Below are 23,977 nucleotides of genomic sequence, written 5' to 3'. Positions count from 1 at the left end.
GCTCAATGCCTCCACGCGATATGTCCGTGCACACGGGCATATCACCACTTGGTTTTCTGCGGTTTACAGCACTATGACAAAGCCCTACGCCCCTGTCTTCGCGCCGTATCTGGAACGCCCAGGTCACGCTATCCCCTCTCGTGTCACTCGCTGGCTTCTGATGGGCTCCGCTCTGGCACTGGCAGCCTGCTCCAGCACGCCTCTTCCAGAATGGCCCTCGTCGACAGCGCCGCGCGCTCAGACACCATCTGCGACGACCCAAGCTCCTGTGCGCGGAACACCGAGCACATCACCTGCCAGCGTCACACCTGTTGCACCTAACACTTACCTGGAAGCGCTCCCCTACAGTGCCGCTATCGCCGCACTGTTTCCTGAGCCTAGCGACCGCTACAGCACGCCCGGCCTTTCCGATGGGCGCAGCAGTTTCACCACCAACACCGAGTTAGCAGAGCTGCTGGGCGAACTCAGTCAGCAAAGCCCCAACAGCTCCCCCCAATTGGGCCTGCTCAACAATGGCAATGCCCAAAGCGGTACACCCATTTATGCACTGGTGGCGACCAAGGCGAAAGCTATCACTCCCATGGCACTGGATGAGAGTGGTCGCCCTACCGTCATGATTGTTGCCGGACAACAGGGCACAGCCCCAGCGCCCACTGAAGCCGTGCTGGTGCTGGCCAAAGAGTTAAGTACGGGTGGTTTGCTTGAACCATTGCTCGATAAGATCAACATCGTCTTTGTCCCACGAACCAACCCAGATGGTTTTGCCAATCGCACAGCCTCCACAGCCGACGGTACCGATTTGCGTTTTGACCATCTATCTCTCAAAACACCAGAAGCGCGCTTTTTGGCCAAGCTGACGCGCGACTACCGCCCCAGCGTTTTGCTAGACGCCGGGGAGTTTGACGCGCTTGAGCCCACGCTGCAGCGGTTTAATGCCGTGCGCGCTAATGACATGGGTTTGCAATATGCAGTCACGCCGAATGGTCATGAGTTTGTGACCAAAGCTGCACGTGAATGGTTGCAGCAGCCCGTTAGCCGCCAGCTGACACAAGCTGGTATGCGTGTGGACTGGAACTTTGAAGCTCAGGGTGAAAATGCAGAAGGTGGTTTTGCCATGGGCACCATCGAGCCCACCACGTTGCGGAATGTCTCCAGCTTGAAGAATATTGCCAGCCTGGAAGCAAACAGCCGCGGCAGTGACCTGGGCCGCACCCACTTGCAACGCCGTGTACACAGCCATGTCAAAGCCATGACCACGGTCTTGGAAGCTGCTGCCCAACGGGCGACCGACCTGCGCCAAGTGAACACTTTTGTGACCCGCGATGTGGCATCTCACGCCTGCCGCAGCACAATGACTGTCCAAGCCCAGCCTCGTAGCGAGCATCGTGAAGTCACTTTAATTGATGCAAGCAGCGCTCAAATTGTTCAGAAAACTGCCCCATGGAGCAGTACCCTGGACTTCACTGCTCCACGCACTCGCAGCAATCCATGCGGCTATTGGCTCTCAGCGAACGCTGTTCAAGCCACTGAGCGCCTGGGCATGATGGGTGTGTATGTACAGCAGGTGGCCGAGCTTTCGTCGCTGCAAGTTGAGACCTACCAATCCAGCGCAGTTGACAATACCAAGCCCTCCAGCGTCAACCTCGTGCGCAACAGCTTTGAAGCCCCCCCTGGCAGCTACTACGTCAGCATGAACCAGCCTCTGGCATTTTTGGCTGCTGCAGCGCTGGAGCCTGACACTCCCTTCAGCTTCTACAGCCAGGGCATCTTGAATGATTTGAGCGAAACCTCTCGCGTGATCGCCCTGCCTCAAATCGTTTTCGAAGAAGACTAAACAGCAGCAAGCCCGAAACCATACCTAATGCACGGTATGATTGAGGTGTTGCTAGACACCGCCCAACCAAGGTAGGGAGTTCATGCAAAAGTAAAGTGGTGGCGTTAGCTCAGTTGGATAGAGCAACAGCCTTCTAAGCTGTGGGTCACTGGTTCGATTCCAGTACGCCGCGCCACAAATTCAAAAAGCCGCTCAATTCAATTGAGCGGCTTTTTTCTTGACTATTAATTACGGTGCTACAGGCCTTCCTTCCGTCTTCCCCAGCGCAGCCCCACACAAATAGCTAAAGCGCCGCAAAACTCTTATTTGCTGGCAGACATGATGCGCTGATCACCCAGCGTTTCCACCCAATGGCGCACACGCTCTGCATCGCCTTGGCGACTGTATCTTCCCATGGAGTCAAGAAACACCATGATCAACTTACGGCCAGCCACTTCAGCTTGCATAACCAAGCAACGACCAGCCTCTGAGATATAGCCAGTCTTTTGCAGACCGATATCCCAACGATCGCTCTTGACCAGACTGTTGGTATTGTTGAATTGCAGCACACGGTTGCCAACCGCAACTTCATGGCTCGGCGAAGTTGACAGCTGACGCAGCAAAGTATTGCCGTGCGCCACATTCACCAACGTTGCCAAATCATGTGCACTGGACTGGTTGCGACTGGAAAGACCTGTGGGCTCGACATACTGGGTCTCGCTCATCCCCAGCAACTTTGCCTTGTTGTTCATCAGTTGAACAAAGTGCTGCAGACCACCAGGATAGGTACGGCCTAGTGCGTGCGCTGCGCGATTTTCACTGGACATAAGCGCCAGATGCAGCATTTCGCCACGCGTCAGCTGCGTACCCACCCGCAAACGCGAGCTGCTGTGCTTTTCGGTATCCACATCGTCTTGCGTGATGGTGATGATTTCATCCATCGGCAGTTGTGCTTCAGCAATCAGCAAGCCCGTCATCAACTTGGTGATGGAGGCAATCGGCAACACTGCATGGTCGTTTTTGCTCAACAGCACTTCTTTGGTGTCTTGATCAAGCACCAGCGCCACACTGGACTTCAAGTCCAGCGGATCAGAAACCTGGTGCAGGCCAGCCATTTGGCCAAAGGAAGGCCGGGCCACAGCAACAGCTGTAGCACCTGCCGCTGCAGCTGCCACAGCACGTGCAGCAGTTGATTTACGAGCAACTTTGGCACTGGCCTTGGTGCTACGCGACGCCACAGCCTTGCGAGTTGAGGCAGCAGGTTTTCTTGCCTTTTGTGCCACAACCTTCTTGGTAGAAGTTGCTTTGGCCTTGGTGCTAACTTTTTTACCCTTGGAGGCTGCTGCTGTTGCAGCAGGTTTTTTTGTTGGAGCCTTCTTCGCTGCATAAGCGGCAGGAGAAGCCAGAGCACAACTTAGAGTCAGAAAAGCCAGAGCATGGGCAATTCGACGGTAAGCAAAAGGGGATCGGTGGTGCATGCAAGTGCTCCGAGCAACAAACAACAAGGGAGTGCCGTCATCCACTAAAAAGTCGCACAATTAGCCAAATTGCGCGACTTTTAAGTCGGGTATTCATAAATTATAGGCCTGCCTCTACCGTTAGTAGCATGCAGAAAGCACTCATTTGCATTTATTTGAGAGCAAACAATACATAAGGCATCTGAGTTTGCCCTCCCCCCCGTCTTTTGGATCCAAGCTGGATTTCATAATCCGGCAGGTTAGTAGCTGAGCGGTACTTGCTTTTATTATTCAAATGACCGCTCAAATACTCGTCACGCAGCAGCTACTTGGGCAACTGGCGCGCGTCGCAAACCCGACAAAATGGCACGAATAGAGGCAGACACTATGTTGGCATCCATACCCACGCCAAACACAGAGTGGCTGTCATCCACACGCACCTCTACGTATGCAACAGCTTGGGCATTCGCCCCCTCGCCCACTGCATGCTCGGAATAGTTCATCACGCGCACGCTGCGACCCGTGGCTTGTGATAAAGCCTGCACAAACGCATCGATAGGCCCTGTACCCTTGCCTTGCAAAATACGCTCTTGACCATCCCAATTTAACTTGGCGTCCATGGTGACTACGCCATCTTCCTCAGCCAGGCGGTACTGAGGTGCTTGCGAGACATCCATGCCGAATTCCTTGCGGAAAATCTTCCACAAGTCAGCTGCTGCGAACTCCGTTCCCAGAGTGTCCATCTCATGCTGAACCACTTGCGAAAATTCGATTTGCAGGCGGCGAGGCAATTGCAAACCATACTCTGCTTCAAGCAGGTAAGAAATGCCCCCCTTACCCGACTGACTGTTCACACGAATGACTGCTTCGTAGCTGCGGCCCAAATCTTTAGGATCAATAGGCAGGTATGGCATATCCCAAACATCCCCATCCTTGCGCGCGCTGAACGCCTTCTTGATGGCGTCTTGGTGCGAGCCCGAGAAAGAGGTGTAGACCAATTCGCCCACATAGGGATGGCGTGGATGAACTGGCAACTGGTTGCAATACTCAACTGTGGCGCGAATACCGTCAATGTCCGAGAAATCCAGACCGGGGTTGATACCTTGGATGTACATATTCAAGGCCACGTTCACGATATCGAGGTTGCCGGTACGCTCACCGTTACCGAACAAGCACCCCTCCAGCCGATCCGCACCTGCCAACAGCGCCATCTCTGCAGTCGCCGTACCTGTGCCTCGGTCATTGTGTGGATGCACCGACAAAACGATGGAATCGCGGCGTTTGAGGTTGCGGTGAGTCCACTCAACCATGTCCGCAAAAATATTGGGGCTGGAGTGCTCCACCGTAGTGGGCAAGTTGATGATGCACTTCTTCTCAGGCGTAGGCTGCCACACGTCAGTGACAGCATCAACAACGCGCTTGGAGAACTCGACTTCAGTGTCCGAATACATCTCGGGCGAATATTCAAATGTCCAGTCGGTGCCGGGATGCTCTGCCGCAATGTCTTTGAACAGTTGCGCGTTGCTGCGCGCCAATTCCACGATTTCGTCTTCACTCATGTTCAGCACCACACGACGCATCACAGGAGCTGTGGCGTTATACAAGTGAACGATGGCACGGGGCACGCCTTCCAAAGCCTCAAAAGTACGGCGAATCAAGTGCTCACGCGCCTGGGTCAGCACTTGCACGGTCACATCATCTGGAATGCGCTTTTCCTCGATGAGCTTGCGCATGAAGTCAAACTCAATCTGGGACGCAGAGGGAAAACCAACTTCGATTTCCTTGAAGCCAATCTTCACAAGCTGCTCGAACATGCGAATCTTGCGTTCGATATCCATGGGTTCGATCAAAGCCTGGTTGCCATCACGCAAGTCCACGCTGCACCAGACAGGTGGCTTGGAAACTGTGGCATCAGGCCAAGTGCGATCGGTCAGACGTACAGGTACAAAGGGTTGGTACTTGCTTGCGGGGTTCTGCAACATCGACATAGGAGCTCTCTTTCGTGGATTCAAGAAAATTTGGCCTGATTCCCAGCAACCCTTAAAAGCAAAAAGGCCCGTCGCTGGAAGCTACGGGCCTGGGAAGTAGGGTGTTGTACGCGCGCGCTACTAGTTCTGCCCGTTGGACATGAAAGTTAGTAGTAGGGCTAGCGACAGGTTTTGCATGCAGGCGACTCTAGCACAGTTTTTCAAAAAACATTTCCGCGTTTTTACTTAGTGGTGCAAACCACGTTCCTCGGGCTCATCTTTGGATGTGCTGATCACGCTGGTTTGCTGACCTTTGGCCTTGCGCACCACATAAACCGCATAGCCGCTAAAGCCATAAATAGCGAAAACAGCAAACAGCACCGTGGGAGTGTGGATATTGATGACGGCAATGCCCAGCATGATCAAGATGATCACGGCAAAGGGCACGCTGCGCTTCATGTTGACATCTTTGAAGCTGTAGAAAGGCACGTTGGTGACCATCGTCAAGCCTGAATACAGCGTCAGGAAGAACATGACCCACATCATCTGCACCCAAGTCAGCAGGCCGTCCTCGCCACGCACTACGCCGTAGTCATTGAGCACCCACATAAAGCCGACCACCAAAGCTGCCGCCGCAGGCGAAGGCAGTCCTTGGAACCAGCGTTTATCCACCACACCGGTGTTGACATTGAAACGCGCCAAGCGCAGGGCCGCGCATGAGCAATACACAAATGCGGCAATCCAGCCCCAGCGCCCCAAACCTTTGAGCGCCCATTCATAGGCCACCAATGCGGGCGCCACTCCGAATGACACCATGTCGCACAACGAGTCCATTTGCTCACCAAACGCACTTTGCGTGTTGGTCATCCGCGCTACGCGGCCATCCAGGCTATCGAGCACCATCGCACAGAACACGCCAATGGCGGCCAGATCAAAGCGACCGTTCATCGCCATCACAATGGCATAAAAGCCACCAAACAACGCTGCCAACGTAAACAGATTGGGCAGGATGTAAATGCCTTTGCGGCGCTTACGAATCACCACGCCGTTGTCGCCCGTTTTGGCGTCATTGCTGTCATGCATGAAATGCACCTCCAGTACGCTGCCTCATCCAACATGGCGAGCAGCTATTAAAACCATAGTATTTTACGCAAGCCACATTCGTGGCTGTATGAATACCAGTGTATCGCTGTCGCTGATCAACACCACAAATAAAAAGGCCACTGCTTGCACAGTGGCCTTCAGCTTTCAGCCCCTGATTCGGGACTTAGGACGACACACGCATTAGTTGCGGGTCTGATCCACCAGCTTGTTCTTGGAGATCCAAGGCATCATGGCGCGCAGCTGACCACCAACTTGTTCGATTGCATGTTCGGCATTTTGACGACGGCGAGCAGTCATTGAAGGATAGTTAAGACGACCTTCGCTGATGAACATCTTGGCGTACTCACCGCTTTGGATGCGCTTCAATGCATTGCGCATGGCCTTGCGCGACTCTTCGTTGATCACTTCAGGACCTGTCACGTACTCACCATACTCCGCGTTGTTGGAGATGGAGTAATTCATGTTGGCGATACCGCCTTCATACATCAGGTCAACGATCAGCTTCAGCTCGTGCAAGCACTCGAAGTAAGCCATCTCGGGAGCGTAGCCGGCTTCGGTCAAGGTCTCAAAACCCATCTTCACCAGTTCCACCGCACCACCGCACAGCACGGCTTGTTCGCCGAACAGGTCAGTTTCGGTTTCTTCCTTGAAATTGGTCTCGATGATGCCACCCTTACCACCACCGTTGGCCATGGCGTAAGACAGAGCCACGTCACGCGCCTTACCAGACTTGTCCTGATAGATAGCGATCAGGGAAGGAACGCCACCGCCCTTCAGGTATTCGGAGCGCACTGTGTGACCAGGGCCCTTGGGAGCCACCATGATCACATCCAGATCGGCGCGAGGCACAACTTGGTTGTAGTGCACGTTAAAGCCGTGCGCAAACGCCAGGGTAGCACCTTGCTTGATGTTGGGCTCGATGTTGTTCTTGTAGACCTCTGGAATGTTCTCGTCAGGCAACAAGATCATGACCACGTCAGCAGCCTTCACCGCCTCATCCACTTCCATCACGGTCAGGCCAGCCTTGCCAACCTTGTCCCACGATGCACCGCCCTTGCGCAAACCCACCACAACCTTTACGCCACTGTCGTTCAGGTTTTGTGCGTGTGCATGGCCCTGGCTGCCGTAACCGATGATGGCGACGGTCTTACCCTTGATCAGGTTCAGATCACAATCTTTGTCGTAGAAAACTTTCATGCTTGGCTCCAGTTATTTCCCGTTTGGTATATGGGGTATGTAAAACGTTCTTAAAAATCAGTGTAAGCGGCAAATAGCCCTCAGACACGCAAAATGCGCTCGCCACGTCCGATGCCCGAAGCACCAGTGCGGACGGTTTCCAGAATCGCCGAGCGATCAATGCCCTGCAGGAACGCATCGTTCTTGGACTGATCACCGGTGAGTTCAATCGTGTAGCTTTTCTCAGTGACGTCGATGATGCGACCGCGGAAAATATCCGCCATGCGTTTCATCTCTTCGCGCTCCTTGCCTACGGCGCGCACCTTCACCATCATGAGCTCTCGCTCGGTGTAAGCACCTTCAGTCAGATCCACCACTTTCACGACTTCGATCAGGCGGTTCAGGTGCTTGGTGATCTGCTCAATGATGTCATCCGACCCTGTGGTCTGGATAGTCATGCGAGACAGCGAGGCATCTTCTGTCGGTGCAACCGTGAGTGATTCAATGTTGTAGCCGCGGGCCGAAAACAGGCCAACCACACGGGACAAGGCTCCGGGCTCGTTTTCGAGCAGCACGGCAATAATGTGTTTCATAACCAGATTCCTCTTTTCGCTGCCCTCCCCTGACACCGGTAAGCGTCAGGCTTGGCAAACAATAGATTCGTCAAAATGAGCGCGCTTTGTGCAGGTCGAAATTGCACGCGCGTATGGAAAGACTTTCCGTCTGCTGTCAGCTTGCACTCGCAGACTATCTAGTCTGTGTTTACAAGTCGTCAGGCCCCAGCAACATTTCGGTGATGCCCTTGCCCGCTTGCACCATGGGGAACACGTTCTCCGAGGGGTCTGTGCGGAAGTCGATGAACACGCACTTGTTTTCCTCACGCGCAATGCGACGCGCCTCTTTCAAAGCTGCTTCCACTTGCGAAGGGTCTTCCACCAAAATACCGGCATGTCCAAAAGCCTCGGCAAGCTTGACAAAGTCTGGCAGCGAATCCATGTAGCTGCTGGAGTAACGACCCGAGTATTCAATCTGCTGCCACTGGCGCACCATGCCCAGGAAGCGGTTGTTCAACGCACAGATGATGACCGGCGTGTTGTACTGGCGGCATGTGGCCAGCTCCTGGATGTTCATCTGGATCGAGCCTTCGCCCGTGATGCAGAACACCTCAGCCTGTGGCTTGGCCAGCTTGATACCCATGGCATATGGCAGGCCAACACCCATGGTGCCCAAACCGCCTGAGTTGATCCAGCGGCGGGGCTCGTCGAAGCGGTAGTACTGTGCGGCCCACATCTGGTGCTGCCCCACATCGGAGGTGATGTACACATCCTCGCCCTTGGTCATATTGAACAAGGTATCCACCACTGCCTGGGGCTTGATCACTTCTTTGTTGTCGCGATCAAACTGCAGACAATCGCGGCTGCGCCAAGCTTCAATCTGCTTCCACCACTGCGCCAGCGCACCTTCGTCAGGCTTGGTTGCAGCTTCACGAATCATGGCGATCAGCTCGCTCAGCACGTCTTTGACGTCGCCCACAATAGGCACATCCACCTTCACGCGCTTGGAGATCGAGGAAGGGTCAATATCGATGTGAATGATCTTGCGCTCTGCAGACATGAAGTGCTTGGGGTTACCAATCACACGGTCGTCAAAACGGGCACCCACCGCCAACAGTACATCGCAGTTTTGCATGGTGTTGTTGGCCTCGATCGTGCCGTGCATACCCAGCATGCCCAAGTACTTCGGATCGCTGGCCGGATACGCCCCCAGACCCATCAAAGTATGAGTGACCGGGTAACCCAGCATATCCACCAAGGTGCGCAATTCCTGGCTGGCGTTGCCCAGCAGCACGCCACCACCGGTGTAGATGTAGGGACGCTTGGCTGTCAGCAGCAGCTGCAACGCCTTGCGAATTTGACCGGAGTGGCCTTTTTTGACCGGGTTGTACGAGCGCATCTCCACAGTCTGTGGATAGCCGCTGAAAGCCGCTTTTTTGAAGGACACGTCCTTCGGGATATCCACCACAACTGGGCCAGGACGGCCTGTACGTGCGACATGAAAAGCTTTTTTCATGGTCACAGCCAGATCACGCACATCTTTGACCAAGAAGTTGTGCTTCACGATGGGGCGGGTAATGCCCACAGTGTCACACTCCTGGAAAGCATCACTGCCAATGGAAGTTGTGGCTGTTTGACCGCTGATCACGACCAGCGGAATGGAATCTGTATAGGCAGTGGCAATACCTGTCACTGCATTGGTCAAGCCTGGGCCGGATGTAACCAGCGCCACCCCTACCTCGCCGGTTGCGCGCGCAAAACCGTCCGCAGCGTGCACTGCCGCTTGCTCATGGCGCACGAGCACGTGTTCAATCGTGTCCTGTTTGTACAGTGCATCGTAGATATAGAGCACTGCGCCACCAGGATAGCCCCAGAGGTGTTTCACACCTTCGGCTTGAAGTGACTTGACGAGGATTTCTGCACCCATCAAATCCTGAGGTGCAGCTTGCGAAGAAGCAGCCGCTGCGCTGGCCTGCTCTGCTTTGGAGATTTCCATGATCAACCTTTGCGAATTTCTCTAACGAAAAACCTTGGGTGCCCCTTGTCCGAGCCCTTGTGAGACTGTCTTGGGACTTAAGGCCAGAGGACATGGGCGAGATGGTGAACGCCGGACCTTGACCCGTTTGCCTTTATTAATTGCAAGAAATGATTATGGCACTGCAACATACAGTTTGGCTAACGCTTTTTAGGCAGTTTGCCAACGCAATGCGATAATGACAATCTTTGCTGCGTGCTGCCAGGATCCAGTCCTGTGAGCAGATTCGTTAGATCCCGACTTACCGAGCACCCCTGTCTTGGCCACTGAACAAGAGCTATCCGACTTCCTGAAAGGCGTTGAAAAACGTGCGTTCAAACGCTCGGTTTACCACGTCCGTGACGAGGAAGCAGCTTTGGACATCGTCCAAGACAGCATGCTCAAGCTCGCGCAGCACTACGGCGACAAGCCTGTTGCAGAACTCCCAATGTTGTTTCACCGCATCTTGTCCAACTGCACGCTGGACTGGTTCAGGCGACAAAAGACGCGGAATGCAGTCTTTACCAATATGGCAGACATCTCACATGGAGATGACTCTGAGGATGCCGATTTCGATTGGATGCAGACTTATGCAGCCGACGAAGACCGTGAAACAGCACAAAGCGCCGAAACGCACACGCAACGCATGCAATTGTTACAAAGCATTGAAAATGAAATTCAATCTTTGCCTGCGCGTCAACGGGAAGCCTTTTTGCTGCGTTATTGGGAAGACATGGATGTTGCAGAGACCGCTGCAGCCATGGGTTGCTCTGAGGGCAGCGTAAAGACACACTGTTTTAGAGCTATCCAGTCGCTGAGCAAAGCGCTCAAAGCCAAAGGAATTGAGTTATGACCACACCTTCGCACCACGATGAACTTGCGGCCGAGCAATTTGCCCGAAAGCTGACTGCGCGCCTGTCCATGACAAGTGCAGATCTGCCCTATGTGGTCACAGAGCGTCTGCGTGCCGCACGTGTGCAGGCTGTTTCAGCGCGCAAGCGCACGAGTACGCCACTCCGTGCTTTGCAAGCAGAAACTGCTGCATCACTGCTTGGCAGCAATGCCGATGGGACGCTTTCTTTGGGCGCTCCCAGTCATGACAACACCCCAATCTGGGTTCGCCGCTTGTTAACAGCTTTGCCTTTGGTTGCCTTAGCAGGTGCATTGGCTTTTATTGGCGCAGACCTGGACAACCGGGCCACCGTGGATGTAGCCGAGGTAGATGCAGCCCTGCTGACCAGCGAGTTACCTCCCGCCGCGTATACAGACCCTGGCTTTCAGCAATACTTGCAAGCTACAGTTTCTGACACACCTTAAACTCTCTCTAGCCTCATACGCCTGACTTGGTCAAAGGCGTAAAGATTTACACTTGGCAATACATGCCCCTGATAGCTGACACCCCAAAAACCTCTCGCGCTACCATCTTCGCCACAGCTGTGGCGGGCGTGCTGTTGTTGGGCTTGGCCTTTGGAGGTCTCTGGAGCATGAACCAAGTGGCCATGGTTCCCAGTGCCGTACCGGCTTATATGGCCGTGGAAGGTGATAGCGAACGCAGCTCGCTGAGCAGCAACACACATGCCCCCCAGCTTAGGTTGAGCTCTTCCGGCCCGATCTGGCGTGAAATTACAGAAGCACAACGCCAGGTTCTGATGCCTCTACGTGATCGCTGGGACAGTATGGGAGCCTTGGCTAAACGCCGTTGGCTGGTACTGGCCGACCGCTACCCTCAAATGGATACCACTGAGCGTAACAAGCTTCTCAGCCGAATGAATACATGGGCCAGCCTGAGCGCCCAGCAGCGAAACCAGGCACGCCTGAACTTTGAGAGCAGTCGTCGACTGTCCGCGCAAGAACTTCAAACCAAGTGGGATGAATACCAGGCTTTGAGCGAAGCCGAGAAAAAGCGCCTGGCAGAACAGGCTCGCAAAGCCAAAACCGCGAAAAAGGCAAAACGTAGACTTGCTGTTGTACCGCCTCCCAAGCCCCCCAAACCTAAAGTGGAGCAGCTTGAGCCAACAGCACCCGCGGTCATGGTGAAGCCCCCCGTGGAGGCAATCCCAGTAGAAACCCCACAGGCAATGCCTTCGGTGCATTTGCCACCACTACCGCATCCGCCTGCTGTCTCTAGCCAGCCCATTGCTGTGCCGCAATCCATGCCTCGCGTGGATCTACCCCCACTACCTGCGGACGAGCCTTGAGCGCTTCAAACGCTGAGAAGCTTGCTCAGATGTGCAAGACAGCTGTCACATGAGTAAAGGCACAATAGAGGGGTTTTCCTGCACCAAGTGCCAGCTCCTCAAACCCTGCCTGCATGTCCGCCTCCACATCCCCCTCACTTCCTCCTGCCGCACTCACCGCCCCCAGTCTGCGTCGCCGCATGGCTTGCTGGCTGTATGAAAGCCTGCTGTTGTTTGGTGTCGTTTTTGTGGGAGGCCTGGTCTTGGGGGCTGCTGGCGCGCTTTTTGGCACCCCGCTTTCACCCAGCACCCTGCAAGCACTTTTGTTTTTGGTTCTTGGTGCCTACTTTGCCTGGTTCTGGAGCAAAGGCCAGACCTTGGCCATGAAGACCTGGCACATCCAGGTTGTTGACAAGCATGGGCGCCCCTTGACCCGTATTCGCGCCTTGGCACGCTATGCGTTGTCCTGGATGTGGCTGCTGCCACCTTTGGCTATCCTTCAACCATTTCATCTACCCATGGCTGAAGTCGCCGTGCTGACTCTCGGCTGGATCCTGGTGTGGGCATTGCTAAGCCGCTTTCACCCGCAACGCCAGTTCCTGCACGATGTGCTCGCTGGCACACGCCTGGTCCAAGCAGCGCCACCACAAAAGGTGGCTTGATTGCTCTGTCACCAACCTTTTTTATCTTTCACAGTCTCCCGATGTCCTTGAATCCCAACTTCTCAATTTGCGTTTACTGCGGTTCCCGCCCTGGTGAACTTCCTGCCTACGCTGAAGCAGCACGTGCCGTGGGCACCTGGATTGGTCAACACAATGGGCAACTGGTCTACGGTGGCGGCCGAACAGGCTTGATGGGTATTGTTGCAGAGTCCACCAAAGCTGCTGGCGGACGTGTTGTGGGCGTCATCCCACAAGCTCTGGTTGATAAAGAAGTGGCCAACCAGGCCTGTGACGAATTGCATATCGTTGCCAACATGCACCAGCGCAAAGCAATGATGGCTGAGCGCAGTGATGCTTTTCTGGCCTTGCCTGGCGGCATTGGTACATTTGAGGAACTGTTTGAGGTATGGACCTGGCGCCAGCTTGGCTACCACGACAAACCGATTGGATTGCTCAATGTAGAAGACTACTACGCCAGCATGTTGAGCTTCTTGAAATCCACCGTTAACAACGGCTTCATGGGCGAGTGGCAAATGGATTTGATTCATGCCTGCAACAACACATCGGAGTTGATGGAGTTTCTGGTTGAATCAGCAGGCACAACCCCAGAAAGCCAGGATTTGCGCGAAGTACTGTGAACAGGCGCATTCCATTCTTTAGCGCACATAAAAAAGCGATCTCCAAGATCGCTTTTTTTCAACCCTTTGCTAACTCAAATTGCGGCGTTATCCAGATCGCCAGTGCGAATTCTGATTACTTTCTCAACGGGAGTCACAAAAATTTTGCCATCTCCAATCTTGCCTGTACGCGCGGCAGTCACGATGGCATCCACACAGCGATCCGTATCTTCCGTAGTCACCACCACTTCAATCTTCACTTTCGGCAAAAAGTCAACCACGTACTCTGCCCCACGGTACAGCTCCGTATGGCCCTTCTGACGACCAAAGCCCTTTACTTCCGTCACGGTCAAACCTGTTACGCCACATTCCGCCAAAGCTTCACGCACCTCCTCGAGTTTGAAAGGCTTGATGATGGCAGTAATCATTTTCATGGTCGGAGCTCCAGTGGAATTTAAAATTTGTAAGGTTGCACGATGGCTTGAATTTAACGCCTAAACCCATTGGTAATCGGGCTACGCCAATCTTTGCCAAAGCTGCGATGTGACAGACGTGGACCTACAGGCGCTTGTCTGCGCTTGTATTCATTGATGCGGATAAGGCGCACAACGCGCTCCACATTGTCACGGGCATGACCAGCATCCACAATCCATTCGATCGACTCGTCATTCTCCACATATCGGCGAATGATGTCGTCCAGCACAGGATAAGGCGGCAGACTGTCCTCGTCTTTTTGGTCTGGCCGCAGTTCGGCACTTGGTGGACGCGTGATGATTCGCTCAGGGATCGGCTGAGCCCCCGTCCCGAACGGATCATTGGCATTGCGCCAACGTGCCAAATCAAAAACACGCGTCTTTAGCACGTCCTTGATCACAGCAAAACCACCGGCCATATCCCCATACAAAGTGCAGTAGCCCGTAGCCATTTCACTCTTGTTGCCGGTCGTCAGCACAATCGAGCCAAACTTGTTGGACAGGGCCATCAACAAGGTTCCCCGAATACGGGCCTGCAGATTTTCTTCGGTTGTATCTTCTGCCAGTCCGTGGAACTGCTCGGCCAAAGCCGCCTTGAAGGCTTCGAATTGCGGCGCAATATCAATCACGTCATGGCGCACGCCCACGCGATCAGCCATCTCCTGCGCATCTTTCCAGCTAATGTCTGCCGTGTAAGGCGAGGGCATCATCACTGTGCGCACCTTGTCTTTGCCCAGTGCGTCCACGGCGATGGCCAGCACCAGCGCCGAATCAATCCCCCCAGACAAACCCAGCAACGCGCCAGGAAAGCCGTTTTTCCCAATGTAGTCGCGCACCGCCAAAACCAATGCTTGCCAGAGATAAGCATCTTCTTCCTGCTCGGCAGCAATGGCACCTGACAATTGCACCTGCTGACCTTCCAGGTACACACTCACGGTTGGCAGAGCTTCCTTGAAAGACTCCGCGCGCATAGCAACCTGCCCTTGGGCGCTCAATGCGAAGCTGCTGCCATCAAACACCAGTTCATCCTGGCCACCTACCATATGGGCGTAAATGATCGGCAAACCTGTCTCCTGTGCTCGCTGCGCCAAAACAGCCTCGCGCTCGGCTTGCTTGCCCAGGTGATACGGTGATGCATTCAGGACAATCAACATCTGCGCCCCGGCATTTTTTGCGGCCTGGGCCGGCTCTTTGAGCCATGCGTCTTCACAAATCAAAATGCCTGCCTGTATGCCGCTGAGCTCCACCAGGCAAGGTTCGTGCTGAGGCGTGAAGTAACGCAACTCGTCAAATACACCATAGTTAGGCAGGGCTTGTTTGACATAGGTTGCCAGCACACGGCCTTCCGTAATCCAGCTCGCCGCATTGTGGCGGTGTGTCGTCCCTTGCAGCGCTCGGGTATGCCCCAGCAACAACTTCAGCCCTGGTAATTGCACTGTAGCTGCAACCACTTGCTGCAACGCCTCATCACTGGCTTGCTGAAACGAAGGACGCAAAAGCAAATCCTCTGCGGCATATCCGCACAGTGCCAACTCGGGAGTCACCAACAGCGAAGCGCCTTGCGCATGCGCCTGTTTGGCAGCTTCAATGATCTTTTTTGCGTTGCCGCTCAAGTCACCCACTACGTAGTTGAGTTGAGCAATGCAGATAGAAGTGGTCATGGAAAGTGAGGCGATGAGGCCTAAGCGCTAACAGCTATTGCTGTGCTGAATCGATATTCAACCAACAAGCCCAAAGAGAGCGATTATCACTCCCTCACGCTCGCTCCACCTGTATGGGCTTTGACAGATTGTGGCTTCGTATTAAAAACCGGATTACGCCCCCAATCTGCTTGCAACTTCATACACGCAAGGAATTTGCCATTTAATGCTCGCTGAGTTGCCCGGGTTCATGGAGCCATGAAGTGGGTGCTGCGCACGCGATTGGAAAAATGGGAGGCGCTGTATGCACCATAAAAAAGCAGGCACTCCATGAGCGCCTGCTTTTTTATTGAAAGAAGAAGCGAACAGCGAAGCCATGGCTTCACTGCCTGTTTCACGGTATTACCTTAGGCCTTGTTGTAGCTGGCGATGCCGTCTGTGATTTCCTTCTTGGCTTCATCAATACCCTTCCAGCCCAGAACCTTCACCCACTTACCTTTTTCCAGATCCTTGTAGTGCTCGAAGAAGTGAGCGATCTGGTTCAGTGTCAGTTCATGCACATCTTCCAGGCTTTCAATCTTGTCGTACGCAGGCAGGATCTTCTTGGTAGGCACGGCCAGAACCTTGCCATCCACACCGCCTTCGTCTTCCATGTGAAGAATGCCGATGGCACGGCAAGGAACCACCACGCCTGTAGGCAATGGGAAAGGAGTCATGACCAGCACGTCCACGGGGTCGCCATCGCCAGCCAAAGTCTGGGGTACATAACCATAGTTCACTGGGTAGTGCATGGCGGTGCCCATGAAGCGATCCACAAACACGCAACCTGTTTCCTTATCCACTTCATACTTCACAGGATCGGAATTGGCAGCGATTTCGATCACAACGTTGAAGGTTTCAGGGGCGTTTTTGCCGGGAGTCAGTTTTTCGAAGGACATGATGGGTTGGTCAGGTTATGAAATAAACAATCCCCCAACAGGGGGAGACCTGACGATTTTAGAGGCATGCCCTTGCTCACTTCTTGCAAACCCCTTGAATATCCGCGCAACAATCAATTACAAGGCAGCACGCTCAGGGTGTCTTACCGGACCAGAGCGCGCTTCAATAGCCTTCTGAACCTCATGTCGCAGGCCCAGCACAAAGCCCATTTCGGCCAATACAAACAAGGGACCGATCAGCAAACCCACGATATCGTCCAAGAACGCTGGTTTGCGCCCTTCCCAGTAATGCCCCACAAACTGGATGATCCAGCCGACAACAAACAAACCAAGCCCCCAGCTCAACCAGAGCACCACCGAATGCTGCGCCAGCCAAGCACCCACGGCCAGCATCACACCTAAAACCAATGCCAGAGCCAGACCATAACGCATATCCAACAGCATGTAATAAATCGCAGCGGCCAATGCAGCCATAACCGCAGGGCTCAAGCCAAACCCACTGCCGCTCAACACCCATGCAGGCCGTGACAGCAGGATCACTACCGCCAGCAAAATCATGGGAACGCCAAAGAAATGCGTGAGAATGTTGCGCCCATCCCGGTGATATTCCGCATATTGAGCCAGTTGCTCAACCAAGTTACTCATTGCGACCTCCACATCATCATCTTGGTTCATGCATGCTCTGTCGCACTGTGCAGTGTGTCCATAGGGCAAGCACCTATAAAAATAGATAGCAAAAAGCTCTTTCCACATCTGCAAATAAGGGCAGTTTCATTGGAAATTCAGGTTGCTTGAGTGACTGACAATCCACTTGACCACAGTCAGAATACAAAGCCTGCGGCTTGCCGCATGAATGACGAACCAGATGACACTTGTGCATTGTTGCCAGGTGTTCACCGCTCAATAAGTACAAACACATGCCTCTTAGCAATCCCACGGTGGCACGTAGCCCGCAACATATTCGCCAAGTGAACTACCGCAGCTTCGAGCGTGACGATGGTCTCTGGGACATTGAAGGCGAGTTGCTGGACACCAAAGCCATTGACACGCCCCGCCCAAGTGGCAAAGGCATGCGCAAAGCAGGTGAGCCTATTCACCATATGTGGATCCGCGTAACGGTTACACCCGAATTGGTGGTGCAAAGCATCGAAGCTTGCATGGATGCGCACCCTATCGACGGATGCCCCGGCGCTTTGGCGGCCATGCAACGGATGGTCGGCTGCAGCATGGCCAAGGGTTGGCGCAAATCCATCGAAGCCAACCTGGCTGGCATCGTCGGTTGCACACATATGCGAGAGTTGCTGCAGAACATGGCCACTGCTGCATTTCAAAGCGTTGTCGCGGCCTTCAGCGCCTCAGCCGATCAGCCTCCTGCATATCTTGGGCGCTGCACCGGCTGGGACTTCAATGGCCCCGCCGTCTTGCAGTACTACCCACAGTTTGTAGGCTGGAAATCAGCAGCAGCCAAAGAGCCTGTCGTCCCAGGCACCCAGGCATCTTCAAAGCAAGGCTGACCCAGCACTCGCAACAAACCCCGAAGCCGGCACGGCTGACTACCTTGCGGCACAATCATGCCCCTATGGTCGATCGCGTAATCCCGTTGGTGGAACAAAGGTATGGTGTGCTGCACGCCCCTTTACAGGCACAGCATGTTGCTCCGCGCGGGCAATTGCTGGATCAGCATGCTCGCCCCTTGCGCGATCTGCGCATCAGCGTGACAGACCGCTGCAACTTTCGATGCGCTTACTGCATGCCCAAGGATGTCTTCGACAAGGACTACCCTTACCTGCCGCACAAAGCACTGCTAAGCTTTGAAGAAATTACGCGCTTGGCCCGCATTTTCGCCGCTCACGGCGTGCGCAAGCTTCGCCTCACAGGCGGCGAGCCTTTGCTGCGCAAAGATCTGGACCAACTGATTGCCCAATTGGCAACCCTGCGTACACCTGGCGGCGATGCTCTGGACATCACTCTCACGACCAATGGTTCCTTGCTGCGCCGTAAAGCGCGATTACTCAAGGATGCCGGACTCCATCGGGTGACTGTGAGCCTTGATGGGCTTGATGACGCCATCTTCCGCAGCATGAATGATGTGGACTTTCCCGTCGCCGACGTGCTCGATGGCATTGAAGCCGCGCGAGAGGCTGGGCTTTCTGACATCAAGGTCAACATGGTGGTCAAACGCAGCGCCAACATTGATCAGATTCTGCCCATGGCTCGCCATTTCCGTGGCACAGGTGTGACGCTTCGTTTTATCGAATACATGGATGTAGGCGCTACCAACGGCTGGTGCATGGATGAGGTCCTGCCGTCTGCGGAAGTGGTGCAGCGGATCAGCGCTGAAATGCCCTTGGTTCAACTCGAACCCAGCGCCCCCGGCGAAACAGCCAAACGCTGGGGCTATGTCGGTGCCGATGGTTTGCATGACCCTGCCCTGGGTGAAATTGGCGTCATCAGCAGCGTTACCCAAGCTTTCTGCGGTGATTGCAACCGCGCTCGCCTCTCCACCGAGGGACGCTTGTATTTGTGCCTGTTCGCCGACAAAGGCTGGGATTTACGCGAATTGCTGCGTGGCGATGCAGACGATGCCACCATCAGCGACGCCATTGGTCATATCTGGGGACAACGCAGCGACCGCTATTCCGAACTGCGCGCCAGCATGCCCGCTGAGCCGGCTCAAGGTCGCAAACGTGTGGAAATGAGCTACATCGGCGGCTAAGCCTTTGAACTCGCGCCATACTTGGCTTTTCCTCCAAGCTAGTTGAGCGCACAACACCATGATTTCTTCGCAAGACATCACCGGCCTGGTTCTGGCAGGTGGCAGAGGTACCCGCATGGGCGGTGTCGACAAAGGCTTGCAAATCTATAAAGGCCGGCCCCTGGCCATGCATGCGCTGCAACGACTGCAAAGTCAGGTGGGCCAATGCATGCTCAACGCCAACCGCAGTCTGGACACATACCAAAGTTTTGGCGTCCCGGTTCATACCGATGTGCTGCCCGACTACGCTGGACCGCTTGCCGGCTTTTTGACCGGCTTGAGCCATTGTGAGACCGAGTGGCTGCTCACCGTCCCTTGTGACAGCCCTTGCTTTCCAGAAGATCTGGCGCAACGTATGGCGGCAGTGGCAACACACATGCAGGCCGACATCGTTATTGCAGCGGGCCCCGAAGTGGGTCGCGATGGAACGTTACAAGTTCGCTCTCAGCCCGTGTTTGCACTCTTGCACCGCAGCCTGTTGCCGAGCCTGCAAACATTTGTCGCCAAAGGCGGACGCAAGATTGATACCTGGACGCAGCGACATTCCCAGGCTCTATGCCGCTTTGATCTATGCAGCGACAACCCGCAAGCCTTTGCCAACGCCAACACACTGGAAGAATTGCAAGCGCTACAAAATGCATAACATCCAGGGTTGACGACAAGCGCCAATTGCCAGCACCATGAAGGCTAGACAAGCAGCAACCTATCAAGGAGACAGCATGGCCTTTGCCACCGCATTCACAGCCCCCCCCCCAAGCCCGGAAGACTTGGCCACACTTCCCGGCACTGTAGCCATTGAATTTGGTGTGGACTGGTGCCCACACTGCCAAGGTGCACAGCCTTTTCTGCGTGAAGCACTGCAAGAAAGGCGCGACATCACACACATCAAGATTGAAGACGGCCCAGGCCGCAAGCTTGGTCGCCACTTCAAGGTCAAACTATGGCCAACCTTGGTGATACTGCGCAATGGTGAAGAAATCAGCCGCAGCATACGCCCCCAGTCTGTTCTGGATATTGAAGAACAACTGCCTGTGGCCATCTGAGCACAAGCTTGTGCCTTGCCTTGGAGATACAAAAGGCTTCAGATAGACAAGCTCTGAAGCCTTTTTCTTTATCGACACGCGCCGCGTCTTCTACAAACGCCCCAAAGCTTTCTCCACGCCTTTATTAGCCAGTTCATCGGCTTTTTCATTGCCAGGATCTCCGGCGTGGCCCTTTACCCAGCGCCATTCAATGCGGTGGCCGGCGGTAGCAACCAAGGCATCAAGCTCCTGCCATAACTCGACATTCTTCACCGGCTGCTTGGAAGCAGTTTTCCAGCCTTTGGCCTTCCAGCCCTGTACCCACTCGGTAATACCTTTGCGCACATATTCGCTGTCCAGAAACAGCGTGACATCACAAGGTCGCTTGAGCGCACGCAAAGCCTCTATCACTGCGGTCAGTTCCATTCGGTTATTGGTGGTTTCACGCTCACCGCCATACATTTCCTTGACATGCGGGCCTGCTTGCAGCAACACGCCCCAACCACCTGGACCGGGATTGCCCTTGCAGGCACCGTCCGTATAAATCACAACCTGGTTCAAATTTCTTTCCTTTGCGGTGCTTGTTGGCACGCCGCCGCAGGCGCAGCTTGCGCGGGCGCTTTGTTTTTGCGCCATGCAGGCTCCATCAGCCGCATGCCATGCACCTTCTTCACAGCCAGCATGCAGTATGCACCGCCCAGCACCGGCCAAGCCTTATTGCCCAGCTTATCCATCCAGCGCCAGCGCTCCAACCATGCACGGCTGTCCACTGCCGGCGCATGACAGCCAAAATCGGCGGCCACTACATCCATGGCCAGCACATGCAGCCAATCACGCACACGCCAATGTGGCAGGCCTTTCCAGGCATTCATACCGGGGCTTTGCACACGTTCAAGGCCATGTTGCAGTCCCCATAAGCTGAAAGGGTTGAGTCCGAACAACAAAAGCCGCCCTTCTGGCACCAGCACTCGCACCGCTTCACGCAAAGCCGCATGAGGGTCTTGGCAGCATTCCAGGGTATGTGGCATGACCAGCAAGTCCAGGCTAGATTCGGAAAATGGCAGCGCTTCTGGGGCACAGCACAATTGAACCTGATGAACCCCTTGGCAAGTTGTGCGTTCAGGGGTTAAATCAGCAGTTGTTGCTGCCATCCACTGGTGCGGCATGCGATTGTGGCGCAATGCGTGCAACATAGGCTGCCCCAATTGCAAACTGTGGTAGCCGAAAATATCCGCCACAGCTTCATCGCTCCGCTGCTGCTCCCACTCGAGCAGATAGCGGCCAAATGCCTTTGCCATCCACGGATGGCCTGATTGACTAACCACGTTCATGAACCTGTTGCCGTTGCCTGCGTTTTCTGACAATTACATTTGGCTGCTGCACAACGGCAAGCAAGCCCTGGTGGTCGATCCTGGTGATGCTGCCCCTGTTGAAGCTGCCCTACAAGCCCTAGATCTGCAGCTTCTAGCCATTTTAGTGACCCACCACCATGCTGACCACGTAGGAGGTGTTGCCACGCTGCGCGAAGCAACAGGCGCCTTGGTATATGGACCTGCATTTGAAGTACTGCCGGAGCCAGTCATTCGCGTGGATGCTGCGACCCGCCTACAGCTTCTGGGTCTGGATTGGCGCGTGCTGGAAGTGCCAGGCCACACTGCGGGTCATATTGCTTGGTATTGTGAACCGCCGGATCAGGATCCGATTGTGTTTTGCGGTGACACCTTATTTTCCGGTGGTTGTGGACGTTTATTTGAAGGAACGCCAGAGCAGATGTACACCTCCTTGCAACGGCTGGCACAGTTGCCGCAGAACACCCGTGTGGCATGTGCCCATGAGTACACTTTAAGTAACCTGAAATTTGCTTGTGCTGTGGAACCTAACAACACAGCATTGCTCCAATACCGGTCGCATTGCGAAGACCTGCGCCAGCAGCAGCTACCCACGCTGCCCTCCACGCTGGCGCTAGAGCTTGCAATCAACCCTTTTTTGCGTTGTGACGTTAAGCAGGTTGTGCAAAGTGCACAACGCTTCCATCCCAACATTCATCCCCAACAACCCGCAAGCGTGCTGGCCGCGCTGCGTGCATGGAAAAACGCATTCTGATGAACTTGCGCCATCTTCTTGTTGCTTTCAGTGTCGTATGGCTCGCCGGCTGCGCGACATCGCCCTCCTCGAAGTACGACGGTCCTCTCAAACCCATTACACAAGCTCGCACAGGCACCTCCAAAGTAGCATCGCTGGAGTCCAATGGCGATCTATGGGAACGCATTCGCAGTGGCTTTGCCATCCCCGATCTTGAGCACGAACTGGTGAACACCCAAGAGCAGTGGTATGGCAGCCGGCCTGACTACATTGAGCGCATGACTACGCGTTCTAGCAAATACCTGTTCCACATCGTTGAAGAACTAGAGCAGCGCAACATGCCTACAGAGCTGGCACTGCTGCCCTATATTGAAAGTGCCTTCAACCCGCAAGCCGTTTCCAGCGCCAAGGCAGCGGGTATGTGGCAGTTCATGCCCGCCACAGGCTCTTACTTTGACCTGACCCAGAATGCTTTCCGCGATGACCGCCGCGATGTCTTGGCCTCGACCAAAGCTGCGCTGGATTACCTGGAAAAACTCCACCGCATGTTTGGTGACTGGCACTTGGCCCTGGCCGCCTACAACTGGGGCGAAGGCAGCGTTGGGCGCGCCATCAAACGCAACGAGCGCCAGGGGCTGGGCACCAGCTATGTTGAGCTGAACATGCCCAACGAAACCCGCAATTACGTCCCCAAATTGCAGGCCGTCAAGAACATCATTGCCAATCCCGAGAAGTTCAACATTGAACTGCCTCACATACAGAATCACCCCTACTTCCAAGCCGTTGAAATCAAGCGCGACATGGATGTGGAACTGGTCGCACGACTGGCTGACGTTCGCCTGGAAGACTTCAAGGCGCTGAATCCATCTTTTCACCGGCCGACCATTTTTGCAGCAGGAACCACCCATATCCTGCTGCCCTGGGACAACGCCAAAGTCTTTCAGCGCAATCTGGCTGCGCACAATGATGGTCAGTACGCCAGCTGGACAGTATGGGTGGCGCCCAGCACCATGACAGTTGCCAATGCTGCCCAACGGGTCGGCATGAGCGAAGCCGACCTGCGCAGTGTCAATCGCATTCCCCCTCGCATGATGATCAAGGCGGGCTCTGCATTGATGGTGCCGCGCACTTCACAACACCTCAGCGATGTGTCCACGCACATTGCAGACAACGGCACCATCTCCTTTGCACCGGAGATCACGGAAGTCACCCGCCGTACTGCGGTCAAGGTGCGCAAGGGTGACACCATGGCCAAGGTGGCCAGACGCAATGGTGTCACCGTGGCCAACCTGGCACGCTGGAACGACATCAAGACCAACGCCCGCCTCACTGCCGGGCAATCACTGGATGTCTACAAGAGTGTGAAGATTGTGGCTTCAGGTGCTAACACAAAGAAAAGCACGCGCATCAAAAAATCCAGTAGCACCAAGGTCACCAAATCTGCCCGCAAAGCTCCAGCGACCAAGGTTGCACAAAAAAGCAAAGGTGGAACCACCACCAAGAAAAAGCGCTGATTCAACGCCCCC

Annotated in this window: 24 protein-coding genes and 1 tRNA gene; 13 read left to right on the top strand and 12 right to left on the bottom strand. The window is 54.6% G+C overall.

What is annotated here, in order from left to right:
• Positions 1–73 precede the first annotated feature (73 nt).
• Positions 74–1,834: a M14 family zinc carboxypeptidase gene (locus QEP11_RS17780; protein ID WP_284337984.1), complete on the top strand. Its 1,761-nt coding sequence runs from the start codon at positions 74–76 to the stop codon at positions 1,832–1,834.
• Positions 1,835–1,932: 98 nt separating this feature from the next.
• Positions 1,933–2,009 (top strand) — tRNA-Arg (locus QEP11_RS17775).
• A 127-nt stretch (positions 2,010–2,136) separates the two neighbouring features.
• Here QEP11_RS17775 and QEP11_RS17770 read toward each other — a convergent pair.
• The 6 genes from QEP11_RS17770 to QEP11_RS17745 all read right to left on the bottom strand — a co-directional run bounded on the left by QEP11_RS17770 (position 2,137) and on the right by QEP11_RS17745 (position 10,067).
• Positions 2,137–3,291, bottom strand: coding sequence for a serine hydrolase (locus QEP11_RS17770; RefSeq protein WP_284337983.1), 1,155 nt, complete (start codon positions 3,289–3,291; stop codon positions 2,137–2,139).
• A 293-nt stretch (positions 3,292–3,584) separates the two neighbouring features.
• Positions 3,585–5,252: a 2-isopropylmalate synthase gene (gene leuA, locus QEP11_RS17765; RefSeq protein WP_284338086.1), complete on the bottom strand. Its 1,668-nt coding sequence runs from the start codon at positions 5,250–5,252 to the stop codon at positions 3,585–3,587.
• A gap of 231 nt (positions 5,253–5,483) precedes the next feature.
• Positions 5,484–6,320 carry a CDP-diacylglycerol--serine O-phosphatidyltransferase gene (gene pssA / locus QEP11_RS17760; RefSeq protein ID WP_284337982.1) on the bottom strand — a complete coding sequence of 279 codons (837 nt, stop codon included), beginning with the start codon at positions 6,318–6,320 and terminating at the stop codon, positions 5,484–5,486.
• Between the two features lie 201 nt (positions 6,321–6,521).
• Positions 6,522–7,538 (bottom strand): ketol-acid reductoisomerase, encoded by a 1,017-nt coding sequence (gene ilvC / locus QEP11_RS17755; RefSeq protein WP_284337981.1) that lies wholly within the window; start codon positions 7,536–7,538, stop codon positions 6,522–6,524.
• Positions 7,539–7,618: 80 nt separating this feature from the next.
• Complete coding sequence (ilvN, locus tag QEP11_RS17750; protein ID WP_284337980.1) at positions 7,619–8,110, bottom strand: acetolactate synthase small subunit; 492 nt, start codon at positions 8,108–8,110, stop codon at positions 7,619–7,621.
• 169 nt (positions 8,111–8,279) lie between these two features.
• Positions 8,280–10,067, bottom strand: coding sequence for an acetolactate synthase 3 catalytic subunit (locus QEP11_RS17745; protein ID WP_284337979.1), 1,788 nt, complete (start codon positions 10,065–10,067; stop codon positions 8,280–8,282).
• A gap of 298 nt (positions 10,068–10,365) precedes the next feature.
• On the opposite strand from QEP11_RS17745, the gene QEP11_RS17740 reads away from it, so the two are divergent.
• From QEP11_RS17740 to QEP11_RS17720, 5 genes are all read left to right on the top strand, one after another.
• The gene (locus QEP11_RS17740; protein ID WP_284337978.1) at positions 10,366–10,938 is read left to right on the top strand and encodes an RNA polymerase sigma factor; all 573 of its coding nucleotides are present in this window, start codon (positions 10,366–10,368) and stop codon (positions 10,936–10,938) included.
• A complete protein-coding gene (locus QEP11_RS17735; RefSeq protein WP_284337977.1) occupies positions 10,935–11,402 on the top strand; it encodes a DUF3619 family protein in 468 nt (155 codons plus the stop codon). The genes QEP11_RS17740 and QEP11_RS17735 overlap by 4 nt, the downstream gene beginning before the upstream one ends.
• 62 nt (positions 11,403–11,464) lie before the next feature.
• On the top strand, positions 11,465–12,283 hold the full coding sequence (locus tag QEP11_RS17730; protein WP_284337976.1) for a DUF3106 domain-containing protein: 819 nt from the start codon (positions 11,465–11,467) through the stop codon (positions 12,281–12,283).
• A 113-nt stretch (positions 12,284–12,396) separates the two neighbouring features.
• Entirely contained in the window at positions 12,397–12,924 is a 528-nt protein-coding gene (locus tag QEP11_RS17725; protein ID WP_284337975.1) for an RDD family protein, read from the top strand.
• A gap of 41 nt (positions 12,925–12,965) precedes the next feature.
• Complete coding sequence (locus QEP11_RS17720; protein ID WP_284337974.1) at positions 12,966–13,562, top strand: LOG family protein; 597 nt, start codon at positions 12,966–12,968, stop codon at positions 13,560–13,562.
• Between the two features lie 74 nt (positions 13,563–13,636).
• On the opposite strand, the gene QEP11_RS17715 is transcribed toward QEP11_RS17720, so the two are convergent.
• The 4 genes from QEP11_RS17715 to QEP11_RS17700 form a co-directional block, all read right to left on the bottom strand.
• On the bottom strand, positions 13,637–13,975 hold the full coding sequence (locus tag QEP11_RS17715; protein ID WP_284337973.1) for a P-II family nitrogen regulator: 339 nt from the start codon (positions 13,973–13,975) through the stop codon (positions 13,637–13,639).
• Between the two features lie 53 nt (positions 13,976–14,028).
• Positions 14,029–15,675 (bottom strand): NAD+ synthase, encoded by a 1,647-nt coding sequence (locus QEP11_RS17710; RefSeq protein ID WP_284337972.1) that lies wholly within the window; start codon positions 15,673–15,675, stop codon positions 14,029–14,031.
• A 386-nt stretch (positions 15,676–16,061) separates the two neighbouring features.
• On the bottom strand, positions 16,062–16,592 hold the full coding sequence (gene ppa, locus QEP11_RS17705) for an inorganic diphosphatase (protein WP_284337971.1): 531 nt from the start codon (positions 16,590–16,592) through the stop codon (positions 16,062–16,064).
• Between the two features lie 117 nt (positions 16,593–16,709).
• Complete coding sequence (locus QEP11_RS17700; protein ID WP_284338085.1) at positions 16,710–17,237, bottom strand: Mpo1 family 2-hydroxy fatty acid dioxygenase; 528 nt, start codon at positions 17,235–17,237, stop codon at positions 16,710–16,712.
• 272 nt (positions 17,238–17,509) lie between these two features.
• Here QEP11_RS17700 and QEP11_RS17695 point away from each other — a divergent pair, with 272 nt between their 5' ends.
• The 4 genes from QEP11_RS17695 (at position 17,510) to QEP11_RS17680 (ending at position 20,390) form a co-directional block, all read left to right on the top strand.
• Positions 17,510–18,106 (top strand): DUF2889 domain-containing protein, encoded by a 597-nt coding sequence (locus QEP11_RS17695; protein WP_284337970.1) that lies wholly within the window; start codon positions 17,510–17,512, stop codon positions 18,104–18,106.
• Positions 18,107–18,171: 65 nt separating this feature from the next.
• Complete coding sequence (gene moaA, locus QEP11_RS17690) at positions 18,172–19,308, top strand: GTP 3',8-cyclase MoaA (RefSeq protein WP_284337969.1); 1,137 nt, start codon at positions 18,172–18,174, stop codon at positions 19,306–19,308.
• Between the two features lie 58 nt (positions 19,309–19,366).
• Positions 19,367–19,990, top strand: coding sequence for a molybdenum cofactor guanylyltransferase MobA (gene mobA / locus QEP11_RS17685; RefSeq protein WP_284337968.1), 624 nt, complete (start codon positions 19,367–19,369; stop codon positions 19,988–19,990).
• 76 nt (positions 19,991–20,066) lie between these two features.
• Entirely contained in the window at positions 20,067–20,390 is a 324-nt protein-coding gene (locus tag QEP11_RS17680; RefSeq protein WP_284337967.1) for a thioredoxin family protein, read from the top strand.
• A gap of 90 nt (positions 20,391–20,480) precedes the next feature.
• Here the strand turns inward: QEP11_RS17680 and rnhA are convergent, their stop codons facing one another.
• Positions 20,481–20,930, bottom strand: coding sequence for a ribonuclease HI (gene rnhA, locus QEP11_RS17675; protein WP_284337966.1), 450 nt, complete (start codon positions 20,928–20,930; stop codon positions 20,481–20,483).
• Positions 20,927–21,700, bottom strand: coding sequence for a class I SAM-dependent methyltransferase (locus QEP11_RS17670; RefSeq protein ID WP_284337965.1), 774 nt, complete (start codon positions 21,698–21,700; stop codon positions 20,927–20,929). Before QEP11_RS17670 ends, rnhA begins: the two co-directional genes overlap by 4 nt.
• On the opposite strand from QEP11_RS17670, the gene gloB reads away from it, so the two are divergent.
• Both gloB and QEP11_RS17660 read left to right on the top strand, forming a co-directional pair.
• On the top strand, positions 21,699–22,472 hold the full coding sequence (gloB, locus tag QEP11_RS17665) for a hydroxyacylglutathione hydrolase (RefSeq protein ID WP_284337964.1): 774 nt from the start codon (positions 21,699–21,701) through the stop codon (positions 22,470–22,472). The genes QEP11_RS17670 and gloB overlap by 2 nt on opposite strands.
• Positions 22,472–23,965, top strand: a complete 1,494-nt coding sequence (locus tag QEP11_RS17660) for a transglycosylase SLT domain-containing protein (protein WP_284338084.1) — start codon at positions 22,472–22,474, stop codon at positions 23,963–23,965. Before gloB ends, QEP11_RS17660 begins: the two co-directional genes overlap by 1 nt.
• Positions 23,966–23,977 lie beyond the last annotated feature (12 nt).

The sequence above is a fragment of the Comamonas halotolerans genome (assembly GCF_030162935.1).
Classification (GTDB): domain Bacteria; phylum Pseudomonadota; class Gammaproteobacteria; order Burkholderiales; family Burkholderiaceae_C; genus Comamonas; species Comamonas halotolerans.
The sequence above is the reverse complement of the archived record's forward strand: the minus strand, read 5'-3'. Positions and strand labels throughout refer to the sequence as shown.